Source organism: Acetobacterium sp. (assembly GCF_041752335.1).
GTDB lineage: Bacteria > Bacillota > Clostridia > Eubacteriales > Eubacteriaceae > Acetobacterium.
In genome coordinates this window covers 55802-74831 of record NZ_JBGSHG010000126.1, presented here as the reverse complement: position 1 = coordinate 74831, position 19030 = coordinate 55802, and the positions used below count along the sequence as shown (strand labels likewise).

The 19030-nt window shown below is 46.2% G+C and carries 13 protein-coding genes, 1 pseudogene and 1 riboswitch; of the genes and pseudogenes, 1 reads left to right on the top strand and 13 read right to left on the bottom strand.

What is annotated here, in order from left to right; translation table 11 throughout:
- Window positions 1-531: 531 nt before the first annotated feature.
- From ACEW8F_RS15630 to ACEW8F_RS15595, 8 genes and pseudogenes are all read right to left on the bottom strand, one after another.
- On the bottom strand, window positions 532-4605 hold the full coding sequence (locus ACEW8F_RS15630; RefSeq protein WP_373484394.1) for a response regulator: 4074 nt from the start codon (window positions 4603-4605) through the stop codon (window positions 532-534).
- A 22-nt stretch (window positions 4606-4627) separates the two neighbouring features.
- Window positions 4628-5758, bottom strand: a complete 1131-nt coding sequence (locus tag ACEW8F_RS15625; RefSeq protein ID WP_373484393.1) for an HD-GYP domain-containing protein — start codon at window positions 5756-5758, stop codon at window positions 4628-4630.
- Window positions 5759-5937: 179 nt separating this feature from the next.
- Window positions 5938-6606 carry a TrkA family potassium uptake protein gene (locus ACEW8F_RS15620; RefSeq protein WP_373484392.1) on the bottom strand — a complete coding sequence of 223 codons (669 nt, stop codon included), beginning with the start codon at window positions 6604-6606 and terminating at the stop codon, window positions 5938-5940.
- A 17-nt stretch (window positions 6607-6623) separates the two neighbouring features.
- Window positions 6624-7274 carry a TrkA family potassium uptake protein gene (locus ACEW8F_RS15615; protein WP_373484391.1) on the bottom strand — a complete coding sequence of 217 codons (651 nt, stop codon included), beginning with the start codon at window positions 7272-7274 and terminating at the stop codon, window positions 6624-6626.
- A gap of 4 nt (window positions 7275-7278) precedes the next feature.
- On the bottom strand, window positions 7279-10128 hold the full coding sequence (locus tag ACEW8F_RS15610) for a cation-translocating P-type ATPase (protein WP_373484390.1): 2850 nt from the start codon (window positions 10126-10128) through the stop codon (window positions 7279-7281).
- A gap of 298 nt (window positions 10129-10426) precedes the next feature.
- Entirely contained in the window at window positions 10427-10672 is a 246-nt protein-coding gene (locus ACEW8F_RS15605; protein WP_373484389.1) for a type II toxin-antitoxin system Phd/YefM family antitoxin, read from the bottom strand.
- Window positions 10673-10855: 183 nt separating this feature from the next.
- A pseudogene (locus ACEW8F_RS15600) lies at window positions 10856-11038 on the bottom strand (methyltetrahydrofolate cobalamin methyltransferase); the annotation flags it as partial.
- A gap of 32 nt (window positions 11039-11070) precedes the next feature.
- Complete coding sequence (locus tag ACEW8F_RS15595) at window positions 11071-12114, bottom strand: DMT family transporter (protein WP_373484388.1); 1044 nt, start codon at window positions 12112-12114, stop codon at window positions 11071-11073.
- Window positions 12115-12309: 195 nt separating this feature from the next.
- On the opposite strand from ACEW8F_RS15595, the gene ACEW8F_RS15590 reads away from it, so the two are divergent.
- On the top strand, window positions 12310-14763 hold the full coding sequence (locus ACEW8F_RS15590) for a diguanylate cyclase (RefSeq protein WP_373484387.1): 2454 nt from the start codon (window positions 12310-12312) through the stop codon (window positions 14761-14763).
- A 112-nt stretch (window positions 14764-14875) separates the two neighbouring features.
- Here ACEW8F_RS15590 and thiD read toward each other — a convergent pair whose 3' ends face one another.
- The 5 genes from thiD to rnfB all read right to left on the bottom strand — a co-directional run bounded on the left by thiD (window position 14876) and on the right by rnfB (window position 19027).
- Window positions 14876-15676, bottom strand: coding sequence for a bifunctional hydroxymethylpyrimidine kinase/phosphomethylpyrimidine kinase (gene thiD, locus ACEW8F_RS15585; RefSeq protein ID WP_373484386.1), 801 nt, complete (start codon window positions 15674-15676; stop codon window positions 14876-14878).
- Complete coding sequence (locus ACEW8F_RS15580; protein WP_373484385.1) at window positions 15673-16329, bottom strand: HAD family hydrolase; 657 nt, start codon at window positions 16327-16329, stop codon at window positions 15673-15675. Before ACEW8F_RS15580 ends, thiD begins: the two co-directional genes overlap by 4 nt.
- Window positions 16326-16964, bottom strand: coding sequence for a thiamine phosphate synthase (gene thiE, locus ACEW8F_RS15575; protein ID WP_373484384.1), 639 nt, complete (start codon window positions 16962-16964; stop codon window positions 16326-16328). The genes ACEW8F_RS15580 and thiE overlap by 4 nt, the downstream gene beginning before the upstream one ends.
- A complete protein-coding gene (gene thiM, locus ACEW8F_RS15570) occupies window positions 16951-17775 on the bottom strand; it encodes a hydroxyethylthiazole kinase (protein WP_373484383.1) in 825 nt (274 codons plus the stop codon). The genes thiE and thiM overlap by 14 nt, the downstream gene beginning before the upstream one ends.
- An 85-nt stretch (window positions 17776-17860) precedes the next feature.
- Window positions 17861-17971, bottom strand: a riboswitch (TPP riboswitch).
- A 243-nt stretch (window positions 17972-18214) separates the two neighbouring features.
- Window positions 18215-19027, bottom strand: coding sequence for an RnfABCDGE type electron transport complex subunit B (gene rnfB / locus ACEW8F_RS15565; RefSeq protein ID WP_373484382.1), 813 nt, complete (start codon window positions 19025-19027; stop codon window positions 18215-18217).
- Window positions 19028-19030: the final 3 nt, after the last annotated feature.

Here is a 19030-nt window from a genome sequence, read left to right as displayed (position 1 = left end):
ATTGTGCTGTACTAACTTAATAAAATAAAAAACCCAAGTGAGCCTTCAGCATCTGCTGTTCATCCACTTGAGTTTATTTCTACTGATTTGTATTAAACGAACGCATGACCGCACCGTCTATCTAATGATCCAAAACGCAGAAATTAGAGTCTATATAGCAAGAACTTACTTTTACTACTCTTATTGATTGTTTCACAAGTGTGATGTGCAAAAACGCACACGGTTTTAAGTAACCAACTTATAAAATTTGAGCTGATGCTCAATCAATAAAGCAACGAAAGTTGCCAATCGGCATTTGACCTAGCTGTCCGTATGGCATTCAATTTCTTTATCACCGAGTTAAATCTGATAAAGAAATGGTCAAAAGAATTCTTTGCTGCATTCATAAACATTGCTTATAAACACGCCAAATAGACATAAATCTATTTCTATCATTCGTTTCGAATTGTACTATAAAAGATTGTGAAAATCAAGAAATATTTGCAAATTTAACCGGTTTCTAACATAATCCTTATACCATTTAAGGGCTTTTCAGAAATCGCCAGACACTTTTGAAAAAGTTGATCTCAAAGTATTCAGGGCGTCCCGGTAATCAAATTCATGAATCTGTCTTTCCAGATCAAATCCTGAATCTCCCATAGCAAGTATGAGTAGGTCTTTGTGCTCCTCAAACAAGTCGTAGGCATCGGTGTCATTATTGTCAAGCAAAACTGCCAGTTGGTTCAGGATCGTCTCGACTTCAACCCTGTCAATATCATCCTTTTGTTGGCTACCAGGGGGAATCCAATCTTTCGATAAGGCCTCCGCAAAACCTCTTAGTTCAGCAACAAAACTGTTTATCTGTTCTTCAAATTGCCCTTTTCCCAATCTGATCCTGACCGCCTGTTCCAATTCAGCCGCCAGCTCCTGTATTTTTATAGCACCCAGATTACCCGCCACGCCCTTGATTGAATGGACCATTTGCATGATACTCTGATAGTTTTCGGCTGCGGTCCGTTCTAAAATATGAATCGCCTCTGTTTCACATTTTTGGCCAAACTGCCGGATCAGTCTCAAATAAACAGAGATATCGCCACCCAGCATTCTTAGTCCGGTATCCACATTCAATCCCTCCACCTGCCGTAGCGCTTTTAACCAGTTCTGTTCTTCCGGTACCGCAGCTGTATGCCTGATCTGATCATTTTGTCCATCACTTTTAGGCGTTCCGTTGTTCTCTGGTTCCTTTCTTCTAACCGGCAGCCACTTGATTAAGCATTTATATAAAATCTCCGGTTCCACCGGCTTCACAAGATGATCATTCATCCCGGCTTCAATGCATTTACGCCGATCTTCTTCAAAGGCATTGGCGGTCATCGCTAAAATGGGAGTCGCTTCCCAACCCGGCAAGCCTCTGATCAGTGCGGTTGCCGCCAACCCATCCATTATCGGCATCTGGACATCCATTAAGATCAAGTCAAAGTTGGCCGCTGTGATTTTGTTGATGGCTTCCTGACCATTTTCGGCCACCGTTATCTTAAACTTAAAGGGCTCCAGCAGCTGCCCGACGATTTCCTGATTAATCTGATTATCTTCAACAATCAGTATTTGCATCTGTCCATATTCCTTTAACCGATCCTCCAGCGCTTTCAGGGTTGACGGTATTTTTGATTCCATGTCATTTTCCAGCAGTTCCATTAATGCGTCATTTAGGGTTGACGGTGTCATCGGTTTAACCAGAATGCGGCTGATTCCCGCTCGCTGGGCTTCTTTATAGGATATCTGATTCCCATATCCGGTTATCAGATAAACCGTCGGCATGGTTTTCAGTTCCAGTGATTGAAGCATCAGCGCTGTGTCAATGCCGTCCATCGCCGGCATTTTCAGATCCATAAAAATCAGCCGATAGGGGTTCATCAGCTGATCGGCTTGGGTCACTGCCGCCAGTCCTTCCTTTCCCGAACTGACCGCCTCACACGGAATTCCAAAATCAGCCAGCATACTGACCATCAGTTCCCGGGCTTCTTGCATATCATCGATCACTAAAACCCGCACTTCCTTGGAGAACTTAATACTGATTCTATTTTTGGGAATCACCGTTGATATTTCAAAGGGCAGTTCAAACCAGAATCGACTTCCCTGACCCAACTCGCTTTCAACCCCAATTTCGCCGCCTAAGAAATTTGCCAGACGTGAGCTGATCGCCAACCCCAGACCGGTTCCACCATAAAGACGGGTCATCGATTCGTCGACCTGGACAAAATCCTGGAACAGGTTTTTCATCTGCTCTTGCGACATACCGATCCCGGTATCCCAAACTTCAAATCGCAGACGGATCTGTTTTTGATCCTGCTTAATGATTCGGGCAATGATTTTGATGCTCCCTGTTTCGGTAAACTTCACCGCATTGCTCATTAAATTAAGCAAAATCTGGCCAAAACGAACCGAATCCCCCCGCAAAACCGTGGGAATATGATCCACATCCACCAATAAATCGAGATTTTTTTTGGCCGCTTCATCGCCCAAAATATTGCACACCCTGTCGATTTCCCGGGTCGGTTCAAAATCATGGGTATCCATTTGCATTTTTCCGGCTTCAATTTTCGAAAGATCCAGCACATCATTAATGATCTGCAGCAAGTGATTGGCTGCCTCCGTCAGCTTATTAATCTGTTCTTCCTGACGCATGGTCAGGGGATCCCGTTTAATCAGATGCGCGAGACCGATGATAGCATTCATGGGCGTCCTGATTTCATGACTCATATTTGATAAAAAGGAGCTTTTTGCCTGATTGGCTGCTTCTGCCTCAAGCTTTGCCATCTCCAATTCGGTGGTGCGGGAAAAAACCATTTCCTCAAGATGCTTTTGATAGGTCTCCAGTTCTTCCAGATAATTCATCTTTTCGGTTACGTCCTGAACCGTTCCCCAGCTGGCGACCGGATTACCGTCCTGATCCTGCTCGAATTCCGATCGTTCTTCCACCCAGCGGACATCATCGCCTGAAAAAATACGGTGAAGAACTGTAAATGACTGACCTTCCGCCGATTTTTCCATCCAATTCGCGATGAATTTTTCGCGGTCATCCGGATAAACAAAACTCATATAAGATTCGAAGGTTTGCGGCATTCCGATTTTCGCGCCAAAGATACGATAGGTTTCATTGGACCAGATCAGTCGGTTTTCTTTAATATCAAAATACCAGTGGCCCGTTTTTGAAACCTCCTGAGCCCGATTTAAAAACGCTTCATTTTGTCGTAATGCCTGGGTTATCTCCATTCGTTCGCGATTTAAAAAGGCCGTTCCGATCTGGTCAGCAATATAACAGCCAAAAGTAATTTCGTCACTTCCCCATTTGTGGTTTTTGTTTACATGCATAAAGCCAATCGAACCAATCGCCTTCCCATTACATAAGACACTGCAAACCAGTAGGGTCGTTCCACCCAATGGTTTCATATAAGCCTGCCAGTAGTCTTTTTCCTGCGTTTCAACCGACTTTTCGTCAATGATCATATACCTGTTTTTAATCAGATACTCAAAGGTCAGCGGCTGATCAGCTCTGTTCATGGAAATTTTTTTGGTATGGGTTTGCTCTTTTTTCACATAAAGATCCAGGCATTCCATCATCGTCATTTCATCATTATATTGCCAGACAGAAACCCGGTCTGTTTCCAGTCGATTACCTAGCAGCTCTGTTATTTCTTCTGTAAATCGCTCAATATCACCATCGATCCCAGACTCCATCTGGCTGATTACGCGAATCAGCTCGGTATGGAGGTAGAGTTGGTCCATAATGAATCTTTGCTCGACCTCTCGTTGCTGAAAACGTTCTTCCAACATTTTTCGGGCATTTTTGAGATCCTGTTCCATCTGATAGCGCTCAGAAATATCGCGGATTACCTCTACGAAATTTTCACTTTCGGCCAGCCAGCTCATCCGGCATTCAAAATGATGATTTCCATCCGCATAGAGCAAATCATACTCAAAGGTTTGCATTTGACCCGTCGTTCTGGCCATTGCCATGGCATCAGTAAATGCATTATTGATGTCCGGCGGCAATACGCTGTTGATTTTTTTGTATAAAAAAGCTTCCGGCGGAATGTAAAGATCCGATGTTTTTTTTGCCCGGTATTCCAAAATAATTCCCTGAGCATCCGTTAAAAACAGAATATCAGGCACAACCTTAAAATAAGCTTCCAGGATTCGATCAATCTTCAAGGCCTGTACTTCGCTCAAATGCAATTCCGTTACATCTTGAACCACACCTTGAATTTCTATAATCTGACCGTTTTCTGAAATCGGAATGCCAATGATACGAACCCATTTATTTGTTTTCTTTTCTGTGGTTATCTCCAACTCCATTTCAAAAGATTCTGCTTTTTCAATTGCGATTCTCAAAACTTCCCGGTATCGGTCGATATCCCGACTCAGAAAAAAATGGTTTGGCTCCAGCACCGACGGAATTTCCCCCGGCTCCAAATCGAAAATATGAAACATCCCCTGGCTCCATTGGCTTGTCATGGTGGTTATATCAATTTGCCAACTACCGACCTTTGTCAATCGGGATCCCAATTCCAATAACTTATTCTGCTGTACCAACCAAGAATTGTCCTGATCCATTTTATAACTCACCACCCTTTGCTTCCTGGTTTTTTTAATCTTTGTTCTCCACTGTCTGATCCTGACACAAGACCTGTCTGAAAGCCTTAATTTCTGTTTCGAAAGCATCCACGACATCAGGATCAAACTGCAAACCTTTCTGTTCTAAAATATAGTCCACTACCGCATCCATACTCCAGGCTTTTTTATAGGGACGAACGGTAGTAAGGGCATCAAATACATCAGCTAATGCCATAATCCGTGCCGATATGGGAATTTCATCGCCGTACAGTTCTTCGGGATACCCTTTCCCATCCCATCGTTCATGATGATAATTCATGATTTTTTCGGCCTCTTCCAGAAAGTACAGGGCTGTGATTTCACCCTGTTCGTTATCCGTTTTATTGACGGATAAGGTTTTATTTATAGCCAGGCGAATGGCATTTCCGCCGATTTTACAATGGGTTTTCATCACCTCATATTCCTCAACGTCAAGCTTTCCCGGCTTTAATAAAATGGCATCGGGAATCCCGATCTTGCCAATGTCATGCAGAGGTGCTGCTTTAACAATCCGTTCAATGGTATCATCACCTAGACGGCTTTTGAATTTTTCATTTTTTTGCAATCGCTCCGAGATAATCCGCACATAATTCTGGGTTCGCATAACATGGTTGGCGGTATCGTTATCCCGGGTTTCAACCAATTCTGCAAAAACATTCAAGGTTGTATCCTGGATCAGCTGGTTCTCCACCATCCGCCGTTTGACCTCCGCTTCCAACCATTCATTCTGATTTTTAAGCCGGTCCCGGGCTTGTTTCAATTCCAGATGAGCATTAACTCTGGCCAGCACAATCCCCGGCCGAAAGGGTTTAATGATATAATCAACCGCTCCCAACCTAAACCCCTTTTCTTCATCAATCAGGCTATCCAAAGCCGAAATATAGATGACCGGTATCCCCTGATTATCAGAATTTTTCCGCAATTCCGATAAGGTATCATAACCATCCATTCCCGGCATCACAATATCCATCAGAATCAGATCCGGCTTGATTCCCTTTTCAACAGCCTGAAGCAATTCCGCTCCAGATTTATAGGCCCGAATAAGAAAAGAGGGACTCAATAATTTTTTTAAGATCATCAAATTGATGGGTTCGTCATCTACAATCGATATTTCATGCTTTTTCATGCTTCCCTCTCCGTAAGTATTAAAATTAAATTAAGTCTAAAATTAACTAACGAGTTATCGTTAGTTTCTACCCCTTCTTTATGGAATAAAACATGATTTTCTAATCAATCTGCCTGGATAAACAAAAAAAGGGCAACCCGAACCAAACCTGAAAGACCTGCTCAGAAACAATTAAGTATTCAGCGAGCTGGCCCCAGTATCTTGGCCAGATGCTGAAGGTCAGCAGCATGAACAATTGCCAGAACCTCATCTTCCGGCAATAACCCGGTATGACCATGAGGAATGAGCAGCTGACCGTTTCTGATTATTGCCACTAAAACACATTCCGTCGGCAGCCCCAGCTCTCTGACCATCTTACCCACTGCACCGGATGATGGATGAACCTTTTCTTCCACCAGTGAAAACTGGCCCTGATTCAGCTTAAGCAGGGTCATCATATCCCCCACTGACATTTCTTCAGCAACCAGCGTCGCCATCAGCTCGGCCTGGTTCAATGCTACATCCACCCCCATTTCCGGGGTAAACAACCAGGCATTCTTGGGATTTTTAATCCGCGCCAGAATCCGCGGCACCTGATATTCCAGGCGGGCAATGGTGGCTGCCACCAGATTGATTTCATCAGCCCCAGTGACCACCGCCAGGACATCGGCCGAACGGATCCCGGCCGCTTCCAGAACACTGGGATCGGTGCCACTCCCCGATACCAGCACCTCTTTGGGCAGATCACATGCCAGCCGTTCCAATTGATGGGTTCTGCTTTCAATAAGCTTGACCTGATGGCCGCCACTTTGCAGCAGCGAAGTCAGATAGCATCCCACCTTACCGCCGCCTACGATTATTACATTCATGGTCTGACATCCCCTTTCTATACTAATCCCAACAGCGATTTAAGACGATCTCCGGATGCCGTAGCAACCGCCAGATGGACCAGATCACGATTTTCAAACACGGTATTAAGCACCGGAATAAGCGAGCGGTTTCCCCGGCTGATCGATATCACACTGACTTCTCCAGGAATCATCAGTTCCCCAACCCGTCGTCCCACCAACAAGGCCGGTATCTCAATTTCCATAATATCAACGTCACCATTCCCAATACTCATGGCCACATTGACCGGTGAAAAACTCAGCAGATCCGCCACCCGATTTACGCCCCAGGACATCGGATCAAAGACCTGGAGTCCCAGTCGCCGATAAATTTCGGCTTTACGGGGTTCATGCAGGGCTGACACCACCCGGGGAACCCCGAAAATCTGACTGGCAATCCGGGCGGTCAGAGCATTGGCCTCGTCGTTGGAGGTCACCGCTGCCAACGCATCTGCCCGCTCAATTCCGGCAGAAATCAGGACATCCCGGTCAAACCCCACCCCGGTGATGATTTTCCCTTTAAAGCTGGCTCCCAAATGCTTAAAGGTCAGTGGATCCTGATCAATAACGGTGATGTCGTGGCCGCTTTGATTCAGCTTAAGGGCTAAACCCGATCCGATTCGCCCACAGCCTACTATGATGGTTTTCATTTAGCTATCCCCTTTCAAATTTCTGTTTTTTGTTCAAACGTCGTTTATCCCAGTTTCGCAGGAAGGCCTTCCGCAGTTCATCGATGAAAATCACCACCGGTACCCACATAAACAGATAGGCCCATTCAATCAGCCCGATTGGGGCGGTATTGAAAATCTCGTGCAAAAATGGGGTGTAGATCAGGATACTGAAGACCGTTAGTTCACAGACAATCCCGATTAAGATCATATGGTTGCTGAACAGTCCCACCTTAAACACCGAGGCCCGTTCGGTTCGACAATTGAAAACAATCCCGATTTGAGTAACGACAATCGCCCCCAACGTCATGGTCGTTGCCATCCGGTAAATCACGCCTGAGTCTACCATCGGTACCCCCGGCCAGCCATTCTGCCAGTAAAGAAAGAAAAAGGCTGACATCGCAATGGCCGATTCCATGATCCCGTAGAACAGAAAAGCACGAATTAGCAGTGGCCGGTTGAGCAAATGTTCCTGCTGCGATCTTGGTGGGCGCTGCATCACCCCTTCCTCCGGCAGTTCAACCCCCAACGCAATGGCCGGGATCATATCGGTACCCAGATCCACCGCCAGAATCTGCATCACCGTCAACGGCAAGGGAATCTGGCCTTTGGCGAATAAAAACACAATAAAAGGCACCGCCTCGGGGACATTACTGTTTAAAATATAGGTAGCAAATTTACGGATATTGTTATATACCCCCCGGCCTTCTTCCACCGCATTGACAATCGAGGCAAAATTGTCGTCAGTGAGAATCATATCGGCGGCTTCCTTGGCCACATCAGTACCGGAAATCCCCATGGCAATGCCGATATCGGCTTTTTTAAGCGCCGGTGAATCATTGACGCCATCACCGGTGACCGCCACCACATTGCCCATGTCCTGAAGGGCTGTTACCACCCGCAGTTTTTGTTCTGGTGCCACCCGGGCAAAAACAATCTCCTCGGATAGCGCTTTTTTAAGATCCACGTCATTGATTTCGTCCAGCTCAACGCCGGTGACAATTCGGGGCTGAGGGCTATGAATAATGCCGATCCGCCGGGCAATGCTTTCGGCCGTTAAACCATAATCACCGGTGATCATAATAATTTTTATCCCGGCCTGATGGCATTTTTCAACCGCCGCGGCCACTTCCACCCGGGGTGGATCAGCCATCACCGTGAGACCTAAAAAGGTCATGTTGTTTTCAATATGATCTGAAGTATAATCGCTGAGGCGTTCCGGCAGACCCATGTCTTTGGTGAGAATCCGCATCGCTACTGCCAAAACTCGCAGCCCTTTGCGGGCATAGTCGTCATTGGCGGCCATCACCTTTTTCCGGGTATCCTCATCCAGCGCCATGTCTTCACCGTCTTTGAGATAATGGGTGCATAAATCCAGCACCTCTTTAGGCGCCCCCTTGATATAGGCCAGCTTTTCCAGATCCGAGCTGTCACGGGACACCTGATGAATCGTACTCATGCGCTTGCGATGGGACTCAAAGGGCAGTTCCCGCAGCCGGGGGCTGAGTTTCAATTCCTTATCCAGATCAATTTTTCCCTTCCGGGCAGCCACCACCAGAGCAGCCTCGGTGGGATCCCCGAGAATATTCCAATGGTTTATTTCCGGGGATGGCGGCAACAACCGGGAATTATTGCACAGGCTGGCAGCCAGCAATAATTTTTTCATATCACTGTTTTCTGCCAGCGAAACAGGTTTATCGTTCAAGGTCAGTTCCCCTTCCGGGGCATAACCAACACCGGTTACCCTAATCTGCTGATTGACCATCCAGCAGTCGCTGACGGTCATTTCATTCTGGGTCAGGGTTCCGGTTTTATCGGTACAGATAACCGTGGTACAGCCCAGCGTTTCAACCGCCGACAAACGTTTGATTAAGGCGTTTCGTTTGGCCATCCGCTTGACCCCCATGGCCAGGGATAAGGTCACCGTTGGCAATAACCCCTCGGGAATAAAGGCCACAATCATCCCCATCGCAAAAATAAAACTTTCAGTAATATTAACATGGGCCAGCAGTACCGCCAGCACAAAAAAGAGTACCCCCATGCTGATCGCCATGGCTGAAACCAGCCGGGTAATTCGTCCCATCTCAAGCTGCAGCGGGCTGGGCGCTTCCACCATGTTCTGAGTCAGATCGGCAATTTTTCCGAATTCGGTATTCATGCCGGTGGCAAATACCACCGCCTTACAGGCTCCCGAAGCCGCATTGGTTCCGGCAAAAATCAGATTGGGCTGTTCCGAACGGCCCAGATCGGTACGCTGACCAACATCCTTTGTTTTGTGCGCCGGATGGGATTCCCCGGTCAGGATGGACTGATCGGCTCTAAAATCATTGTCCTCAACCAGGCGGCTGTCAGCCGAAATCCGGTCGCCCTCGGCTAAAATAATCAGATCTCCGGGCACCAGCTCTTCAGCCAGAATTTTGACTTCCTGTCCATCCCGGATCACCCGGGCATAGGTCGGCAGCAGCTGTCCCAGGGCTTCAATCGCTTTTTCGGCCTGAAACTCCTGCCAGAAACTGAATAATCCATTAATGACATTAACCAACCAAATGGCAATGGCCAATTGGGGCAGCTGGGCAATCAGGGCAACCACGCCACCAATCCATAAAAGAATGGCCATCAGGTGGGTAAAATTGGCCAGGAATTTCCAGATCAGCGGCTTACCCTTCTTTTTTTGAATACTGTTCTCACCAAAATGCGCCAATCGTGCTGCCGCCTCCTCAGATTTCAGGCCTTGCTCACTTGTTTTCAGCTCGATGTAAACATCAGCAACGGATAAGTTTTCGATGGGTTTTTCTAAGCCTATTCCCAGCGCTTCATAATCTGCCTGCTGCATCATCAATCACCCTCTTTTTATTATTTTCTTCCGCAATTTGTGCAAAGAAATCTTCTTTCTATTTCAGTATACCCACGATACTGTCTTGCCAATCAATTTTCCGCATTTTCATTTTGATCCTATCATTCTTATATTTATTGATACTTTTAACGATATCAGAACTGTATTACAATAAAGCAAACCACACTGAAGAACTAAAAATCAAACCGAGGTGCTTAAATGAATAATCGCACCGTTGTCGGCAAGCTGTTGCGGGAGCTGGCGCTCTTTTTATCAATCAAAAAAATGATTAAAGAGGGTCTTACTTGAGGGTGTTTATTTTCCCTGCATCGATCAAATTGCCATCAGCACAGTCTTCCGCTTCTGCTTGGGCAATTTCCCGGTCAATTTCATTTTCGTCGAGCATGGCTTCGTAATTTTCCATACTCATCACGACCAAATCACCATAACCATTTTTAGTAATGAATATTGGTTCGTTTTTTTTATGACACAGTTCAGAAATTTCGTTCGTATTTCTACGATCTGTGATCGGTTTGATTTGTGGCATTCAACTCACCCTTTCTTTTGTTCATTATTATGTCTATTTTGCAATAGAACCGGATTTACACCAGGCCAGAGCGAAAGATTGAAAAGTCAAAAACCCTGTATCGTATTGATTGCCACGATACAGGGTTGATCATTGTGTTTTAAATTTAGAACAGATCCTTGGTCATTTCGTCAATAACTTCACTGGTTTATTGCAGTATTTCATCGACTCAATACAGGTATAGACATTGGGGCTGTCTACTGCTATCGGTGTGTCCACGGCATCCTGAACAATAGCGATTAACCATTTCATGGTTTCCAGTTCAATGTCATCGTCTACAGAAGCACAAACGTCGATGACATCAGCCCCGGCTTCTTCCTGTTTTTTTTTCGTTCTCTATCGATGCTTCCTTGCTACCGCTAATGCATATGCCGATGGTGAATATCCGGCAGATGGCAATGGCTATGAACCTTATTTTGATGCGTATGTTCATGACAATGGGCTCCGGTAACCGGTGGATGATCATCATGCAAGTGGTGTCCATCATCGTGGCTGTGACTGTGATCATGGGTTTCTTTCTGATGCGTATGGGCGTGTTCGTGATCTTCCGATAAGGCCAGCCAGGTTCCCACTATCATAATGGCCAGCGCAATCAAAAATGAACCGGTAATCGATTCCTTAAGCACCAGCCAGGATATCAGGACGCCCATAAAGGGGGCCGCCGCATAATAGGCACTGGTTCGGGCAGCGCCCAAGCCTCGCTGCGCTTTGACATAGAAAAAAATACTCAAGCCGTAGGCCACAAAGCCTAAGGTCATGGCCAGAATAATATAAAGCAGTGAGCCGGACAGGTCTCCCCAGACAAAGGCAATCAACAAGGCCCCCAGTCCTGAACCAAATCCTTTAAGAATGACCACCTGAACCGGATCTTTGATCGACAGATTCCGGGTACAGTTGTTCTCAAATCCCCAGCAAACACAGGACAGCATTACAAAAATCGCCCCAATCGATAAATTAAGCGCCGCGGTGTCGATAGTCAGCAAGATACTGGCCAGGGAAATAAAGGCAATGGCAATCCACATCCGTTTACCAATCGCTTCTTTAAAAAAAATCATGGCTATCACTGCAGTTGCGGCAATCTCAAAATTGCCTAACAAGGCTGCCGTACTGGAGTTGGTCAGGTTGATTCCCATCAATAAAAAAATCGGCGCTGCGATATCCAGTAAAATCATCAGTGTAATTGCGGGCATTTCTTTTTTAGTAAGTTTAGCTTCTTTGGACGCAGTTCGCCGGGTTTTGTTTAAAACCGTCAGCCCGGTCATCCCCAGCCCCGCACCCAGATATAAAAGCGCCGCCAGAAACAAGGGGTTGATTTCTTCCAGCAGGATCTTTGAGAAGGGCGCATTGATTCCAAAAAGCAGTGCTGCCAAGATCGCATACACCACCGCAGCATTATTCTTCATGAATTTCAAAACCTCCGCTTCTGCGTTTTGCTGTTGTTTTCCTTATTTTAACATATTTTATTATTCTCATCAGTCTTTTTATAATTCGTGTTTCTTTTTCTTAAATCGGGATATAATAACCATAGACTGTCATTATCATAATGCCGGCACCAATTTTTATGCATGCCATTTGGTGTCACCCCATGAGAGGCCGCCATGAACATCGATCTTGCTACCATTGCCCTTATTTTAGTTATTTCCAGTATTTTTGAAGCCATTTTTATACTTCTGCTGTCATCCAAATATCCCGGTGTTGAACACTTTGGAGCCAGTTGCTCCTTTTTTGCCCTGGGATTTCTTTTTATTATGCTTCAGGGCAGCAATGCCAGTGACCTGATCACCGTTGTGCTCGGGAATACGCTGCTGCTGCTGGCCCTGATTTTCCAGTATATGGGCCTGGTCCGCTTTTTAGATTTGCCGGAAAACAAGTGGTTTCCACCGCTTGTTTTCGGATTGTGCCTCTTGGCACTGATCTATTTTCAGTATGTTTTTGACGCCAGCTCCTATCGCACTTTTTTTGTTTATCTTTCACTTGGCTTGATTGCCTTTCTGCTCGCCCACACCCTCCATCAACAGCGGAATGCTCTCCTGCCGCGACAAACTCCGCTGTTTTTTTTGATATTTCTTTCAATCGGCTGCTTTTCTGTTTTGAGAGCATTTTACGCCTTGTTTTCCCCTCCCATTGCCAATGCTCTCGTGCCGACGCTTTTTCAGGTGCTTTCTTTTACCGGGGCCTTTATTATCAACATCATTGTGACCTTTACCTTTATTGTGATGATTAATGAACGCTCCCGGGCCGAGATTCTGGCCGCCAAAGAACAGTTTGAACAGATCTTTAATCTCAGCCCCGATGCCAGCCTGATCACGACCCATCCTGATGGCAAAATTGTGAATTTTAACCTCGGCTTCTTAAATTTTACCGGATTCAGCCGGGAAGAAGTCCAAAACAAAAGTCTGCCAGAACTAAATCTTTATGAAAATCCTGCCGATCGGGAAAAACTTCTGAATGAGATCAATTCCCACCAGTTGGTTGACGATTTTGAATTGAAATTCAGAAATAAAAATAAGGACATCCGAATTTGTTCCGTTTCTGCAAAAATTATTTTAATGAACAATACCCCTCATATCATCAGTATTATTGACGACATCACGGACCGGAAGAACGCCGAGTCTGCGCTCATCAAAAGCGAAGAAAAATATCGGTTTCTCACTGAATTCGCCTCTGATGTGATTTGGCTTTTTAACCTTACTCAAAATAAGTTTACCTATATGAGTCCATCAATTTTTCAGTTAAGAGGCCTCTCCCCGGAAGAAGCCATGGCCGAAAATCTGACCGACTCGATGACCACCGAATCCCTTCTCCGGGTTAGAGCGGAAATGCAAAGAAATGTCAAAACCTTTATTGCCACCCCGGAAGCCGCCAATACCTATCTGATTGAAATACAGCAACCTTGTAAAAACGGACGGCTCATCTGGGTTGAAGTTTCGACAAAATACCGCTACCACGTCAGTGGCGAGATTGAAATCGTTGGGGTAAGTCGCAACATTGACAAAAGAAAACAGGCCGAAGAAACAGTCCTTTATCTAAGTTATCATGATCAATTAACTGGACTTTACAACCGTCGTTTTTATGAAGAAGAATTACTTCGTCTCGATACCCCGCGAAACCTTCCCATTGCCCTGATCATGGCTGATGTTAATGGACTCAAGCTGATCAATGATGCCTACGGCCATCAGATGGGCGACAAGGTCTTAAAAGAATTTGCTAAGATTTTGAAAAACGAATGCCGTCATGATGAAATTACCTCACGGGTTGGTGGCGATGAGTTTGTCATTTTGTTTTCCCAAACGGATCAGGAAAGTGTTAAAAGTATTGTTAAGCGGCTCAATGCCGCCATCGCCAATGTTCGCATTGAACACACGATTTTATCTGTTTCGATGGGGTTTGCCTTAAAAGAAAATCCCCGGGACGACCTGAACGATGTTTTCAAACGTGCCGAAGATGCTATGTATCAGCATAAACTTACCATCAGTCCCAGTATTAAAAGAGCCACCATTGATTTAATTGTCAATTCCATTTACGAAAGAAATCACCAGGAAATAATTCATTCCCAATCAGTCAGCGAATACTGCCAGGCTCTCGCCCGAGAACTGGGATTTGAAACTGAAGCCATTAACCAGCTTGGCTTGGCCGGTTTGCGCCATGATATTGGCGAAATCGCCATTGATGAAGCAATTTTAAACAAGTCTGAAAAACTAACCGAAGTGGAATGGGCGGAAATCAAACGCCATCCTGAAATTGGCTACCATATTCTCCGCTCGGTCAATGAAATGACCGAGATTGCAAAATTTGTTCTCGAACACCATGAACGCTGGGATGGGCGGGGCTATCCTAAAGGTCTGAAAGCCGATGAAATATCCTTGCAAGGCCGGATTATTGCCATTGCTGACGCTTATTGCACCATGACCACCGAGCGTTCCTATTGCCGCGCATTTACCGATGAAGAAGCGATTACCGAAATTAAAAAATGCTCCGGTTTTCAATTTGACAAAAATCTGGCCAAACTCTTTGTTGAAAAAGTACTGCGAAAAGAATGGCCCGAACGATAATAAAGCCAATTGTTCCCAACTAGGTGTTGCCATCGTTAGGGAATCAATTGGCTTTTTTGCTATCAATTTTTGATTGGCATGGGCCACGTCTTTTTTTATTGCTCTGTTTTACTCAACCCCGGGTCATTTGAAATCCATGATCCAGGGGCCCACTGCCATTCCCCAGATCCAGATGGGCAAGCAGCGCCCCGGAAACATAGTCTTTGGCCTTTTTTACCGCCGCTGCAATCTCATCGCCAGCAGCGAGATTACAGGCAATGGCCGAGGAAAGGGTGCAGCCAGTGCCATGGGTATTGGGATTATCAATTTTTATTCCCGGAAACCAGATTTCTTCACCATATCCCACTTTTTGAATCAGCAGAAAATCATCAGCACTTTCAAACAGGTGGCCGCCCTTAATCAGAATACTCCCCTCATAGGTCTTGGCAATTTCTTTAGCGGCTCTGACCATATCCGCCCGGGAATGAATAGCAAATCCGCACAGACATTCAGCCTCAGGAATATTGGGGGTAATCAGATCAGCCAAGGGCATCAGCGCGGTTTTTAAACTTTCAATGCTGTCGTCGCTTAACAGCCGGCCACCGCTGGTGGCCACCATCACCGGATCGAGAACAATGTTGTGGGCCTGATGCTGTTTTAATTTTCTGGCAATGCTTTTGATAATCGCAGCGTTGTAAACCATGCCGATTTTAACCGCATCGGGAAAAATATCGGCAAAGACGCACTCCAGCTGGTTTTCCACAAAGCTATTGGCCACCTCCGCGATCCCATAAACCCCGGTGGTATTTTGGGCGGTTAAGACGGTAATCACCGTCATGGCGTAGCTGCCATGGGCGATGATGGTTTTGATATCAGCCTGAATGCCGGCTCCGCCGCTGCAATCCGACCCGGCGATCGACAAGACTTTTTTCATCCTAGCAACTCCTTAAAACTCATAATCGCACAGTCTGAGCTGTTCTTAATCTCTTCCCAGTCATTTTGGGAGGCTTCATCAAAGACACCCACAATATGGCATCCGGACTCTCTAGCTGCCCGGATGCAGTATAAGGCATCTTCAAAAATAGCGATGTGCTGTTTTGGCAACTCCAGTTGTGCCACCGCCTGGTGATAAATCTCCGACTGACTTTTGGGCAAGCCAGTCATCCCGGAGGTGAGAATGAATTCAAAATGATCGAGCAGACCAAAGCGACCGAGCACCAATTCGGTCAGAGACTTATGGGTGGCGGTTAATATTCCCATTTTAATGCCCTGGTTTAAATATTGATCCAGAGTTTCCTTAACAAAGGGTTTTAGCGGAATATGTTTGGCATAATTTTCCCGGATCATGCCGTTGATTGCATCCCCGACCTGTTCTTCCGTTAAATCAACCCCGTAAAAATCGATAAAATAACGGGCCGATTCGGCAAAACTCATGGTTTTAATGATCTCATTTAAATCATCAGGGGGAGTAATCCCGTGTTTTTTCAAAAATTCACTACCGATACTTTGCCAGGCCGGCATCGAATCAATTAGTGTCCCGTCCAGATCAAAGATCATTCCCTGGATATTCATCATTATTTTTTTCATGGCCTTGTCATCGCCTCGGATAATTGTCGCAGTTCTTTGGTGGCCTTACTAATATCGGCCTTTGAAAAAATGGCGGATACCAGAGCCACCCCATCCACCCCGGTTCCTTTTAAGGTATGGATATTGGTTTCGTTGAGCCCCCCAATGGCAACCACCGGAATGGTCACTGCCTCACAGATCGCGGCAATCGTTTCAAACGCCACCACCTCGGCCTCGGTTTTTGTGGCGGTGGAATAGATAGCCCCCACCCCGATATAATCAGCACCGTCGGCTTCGGCTTTGATAGCCAGTTCCACCGTATCCGCTGAGACGCCAATGATTTTATCGCCGATTTGCTTTCTCAGCTCTCCGGCATCCATATCATCCTGTCCCACATGAACCCCATCAGCATCGACGGCCAGGGCCACCTCGACGGCATCGTTAATAACAAAAGGAATCTGATAGGCATCGGTTAATTTCTTGATGGCCCGGGCTTCCTTCACAAACGCATCAAAATCCAGATCCTTTTCCCGGAGCTGGATAAAGGTGGCACCCCCTTTTAAGGTTTCTTCAACCTGATCGGTCAGGGTTCGGTCACCCAGCCAGCTTCGATCAGTCACCGCATAAAGCAGCATGGTATTTTTATCGAGTCTCAATCTTCATCCCTCCTGCTAATGTTTCGGCATTCATCAAACTCATGGCATCGATGAGGTAGCCGCGAAAGGATGCCGTTCCCGCGTTTTGGGCCTGCACCTTGGCAAAGGCCAGCTCCCCGCACAAACCGATACAACTCACTGCGGCGGCGGTGGCCAGCAGCAATTCATCGGGATTCGCCCCGCAATAACTGCCGATGACCGCGGTGAGCATACAGCCGGTGCCGGTAATCCGGGACATCATCGGATGGCCGTTGCGAATCACCAGCGCCTGCTGGCTGTCGGCAACAATATCGATGGCACCAGTGATGGCAATGACGGCGCCGGTTTTTTCGCTGAGGGCTTTGGCAAAAACGATCATCTGATCCAATGTCTCTGCACTGATGGCATCACTGACATCAGCATCCACTCCTTTGGTGGTGCCGCTGCCCGAAGCGATAGTTTTTATTTCCGAGACATTGCCCCGGATCACACTGAACTGCACTTTTTTTAACAGCTCAAAAACCGTGTTGGTCCGCAGGGTCGAGGCACCGGCACCGACCGGATCCAGAATCACCGGCCGACCCAAGGCATTGGCTTTTTTCCCGGCCTTAATCATTGCTGCCACCGTCCGTTCATTAAGGGTTCCGATATTAATGACCAGGGCATTACAAATGGCCATAATCTCTTCCACCTCATTGATATCGTCGGCCATAATCGGCGCCCCGCCGCAGGCTAACACCATATTGGCACAGTCGTTCACCGTCACATAGTTAGTGATCGAGTGCACCAGGGGCGACTGCTTGCTGACATTTTCCATAATTTTTTCAAACATAAGCTTACCTCTTTCCATTAGTCAAATACTGATTACTTATCCTGCCGCTCCTGATTTAAACAAAAAAAACTGTGCACGAATGCACAGTAGATTGACATGTTTTCCCTACGCCGGCATTATCCGTATCAGGTGTATGGGTCGAAGCAGCGTTTTACTTCCTCTCAGCCTAAATGCATAAGCTCCCCAACTCTTTAATTGTGATAAAGGTTATCATACCGGTCGATTTTTGTCAACGGGATTTAGATCTGAATTGGCTCCTGTACAATCTTAATTTAACTTAAACTTAACCTCTTTCAAAGTTTGGCTAAAGGTTCAGGGCCTAAGATAAATACAAGAGATAAACATCTCCTCTTTTTCTTTTCATTCCTAATATAAAAAAACAGCGCGGTCATTCGGACCGGCTGTTTTTTTTATGTTCGCATTAAATATTCAACTGCTTTCACGCTTTTCTTAAATCGTAAATCGCTCCGGTGGGACATTTTTCCAGACAGGTTGGATTCGTGCATTTTTCGATGCAAATTTTCGGATCAACCACCGCCAGATTATCTTCCACCGTGATGGCGTCAAACAAACAGCTTTTTGCGCAAAGTCCACAGCCCAGACAGTCCACTGAACACAGCTTACGAGCGATCACACCCTTATCCCGGGAATTACAGAGCACCGCCACTGGCGCACCAATGGCGGTCATATGAATAATCGCCTTGGGACAAACGGTGGCACACTTGCCACAGCCGGTACATTTTTTTTGATCGACCAACGGCAGATGATCTTCACCCATGGTCATCGCCCCAAAGGGACAGCTATGCACACAGGTACCAAAACCAACGCAGCCATATTCACAACCCTTGGGCCCGCCCTGAATCAGGCTGGCGGCAATGCAATCTTCCACGCCGGCGTAATTATATTTTTTAATGGCATGGGTAATGGTATTTTTACACCGCACCTGGGCAATCCGCGGTTCAATTTCCGGAGCCGATTTTCCGGTTAATTCGGCTACCAGATCAGCCACCGGTTTTTTCCCGGGAATACATAAATTAGGAGCCACCTCCGGATTCAAGACCACCGCCTCAGCATAGGCAATACAACCGGCATAACCGCAACTACCACACTGACCTTTGGGCAGAATATCATCGACAATGTGAATCAGCGGATTCACTTCAATTGAGAATTTTTTGTCAGCAAATGCCAGAATCAACCCAAATACCAACCCGATTACGGTCATCACAATGACAACCATTATTGCTGTTTCCATCTC

Bases quoted from the DNA above. Each gene is read 5' to 3' on its own strand.
- ACEW8F_RS15625 (WP_373484393.1), bottom strand. From the start codon at position 5,758: ATGAAAAAGCATGAAATATCGATTGTAGATGACGAACCCATCAATTTG.
- ACEW8F_RS15620 (WP_373484392.1), bottom strand. From the start codon at position 6,606: ATGAATGTAATAATCGTAGGCGGCGGTAAGGTGGGATGCTATCTGACT.
- ACEW8F_RS15615 (WP_373484391.1), bottom strand. From the start codon at position 7,274: ATGAAAACCATCATAGTAGGCTGTGGGCGAATCGGATCGGGTTTAGCC.
- ACEW8F_RS15610 (WP_373484390.1), bottom strand. From the start codon at position 10,128: ATGATGCAGCAGGCAGATTATGAAGCGCTGGGAATAGGCTTAGAAAAA.
- ACEW8F_RS15605 (WP_373484389.1), bottom strand. From the start codon at position 10,672: ATGCCACAAATCAAACCGATCACAGATCGTAGAAATACGAACGAAATT.
- ACEW8F_RS15595 (WP_373484388.1), bottom strand. From the start codon at position 12,114: ATGAAGAATAATGCTGCGGTGGTGTATGCGATCTTGGCAGCACTGCTT.
- ACEW8F_RS15590 (WP_373484387.1), top strand. From the start codon at position 12,310: ATGAACATCGATCTTGCTACCATTGCCCTTATTTTAGTTATTTCCAGT.
- thiD (WP_373484386.1), bottom strand. From the start codon at position 15,676: ATGAAAAAAGTCTTGTCGATCGCCGGGTCGGATTGCAGCGGCGGAGCC.
- ACEW8F_RS15580 (WP_373484385.1), bottom strand. From the start codon at position 16,329: ATGAAAAAAATAATGATGAATATCCAGGGAATGATCTTTGATCTGGAC.
- thiM (WP_373484383.1), bottom strand. From the start codon at position 17,775: ATGTTTGAAAAAATTATGGAAAATGTCAGCAAGCAGTCGCCCCTGGTG.
- rnfB (WP_373484382.1), bottom strand. From the start codon at position 19,027: ATGGAAACAGCAATAATGGTTGTCATTGTGATGACCGTAATCGGGTTG.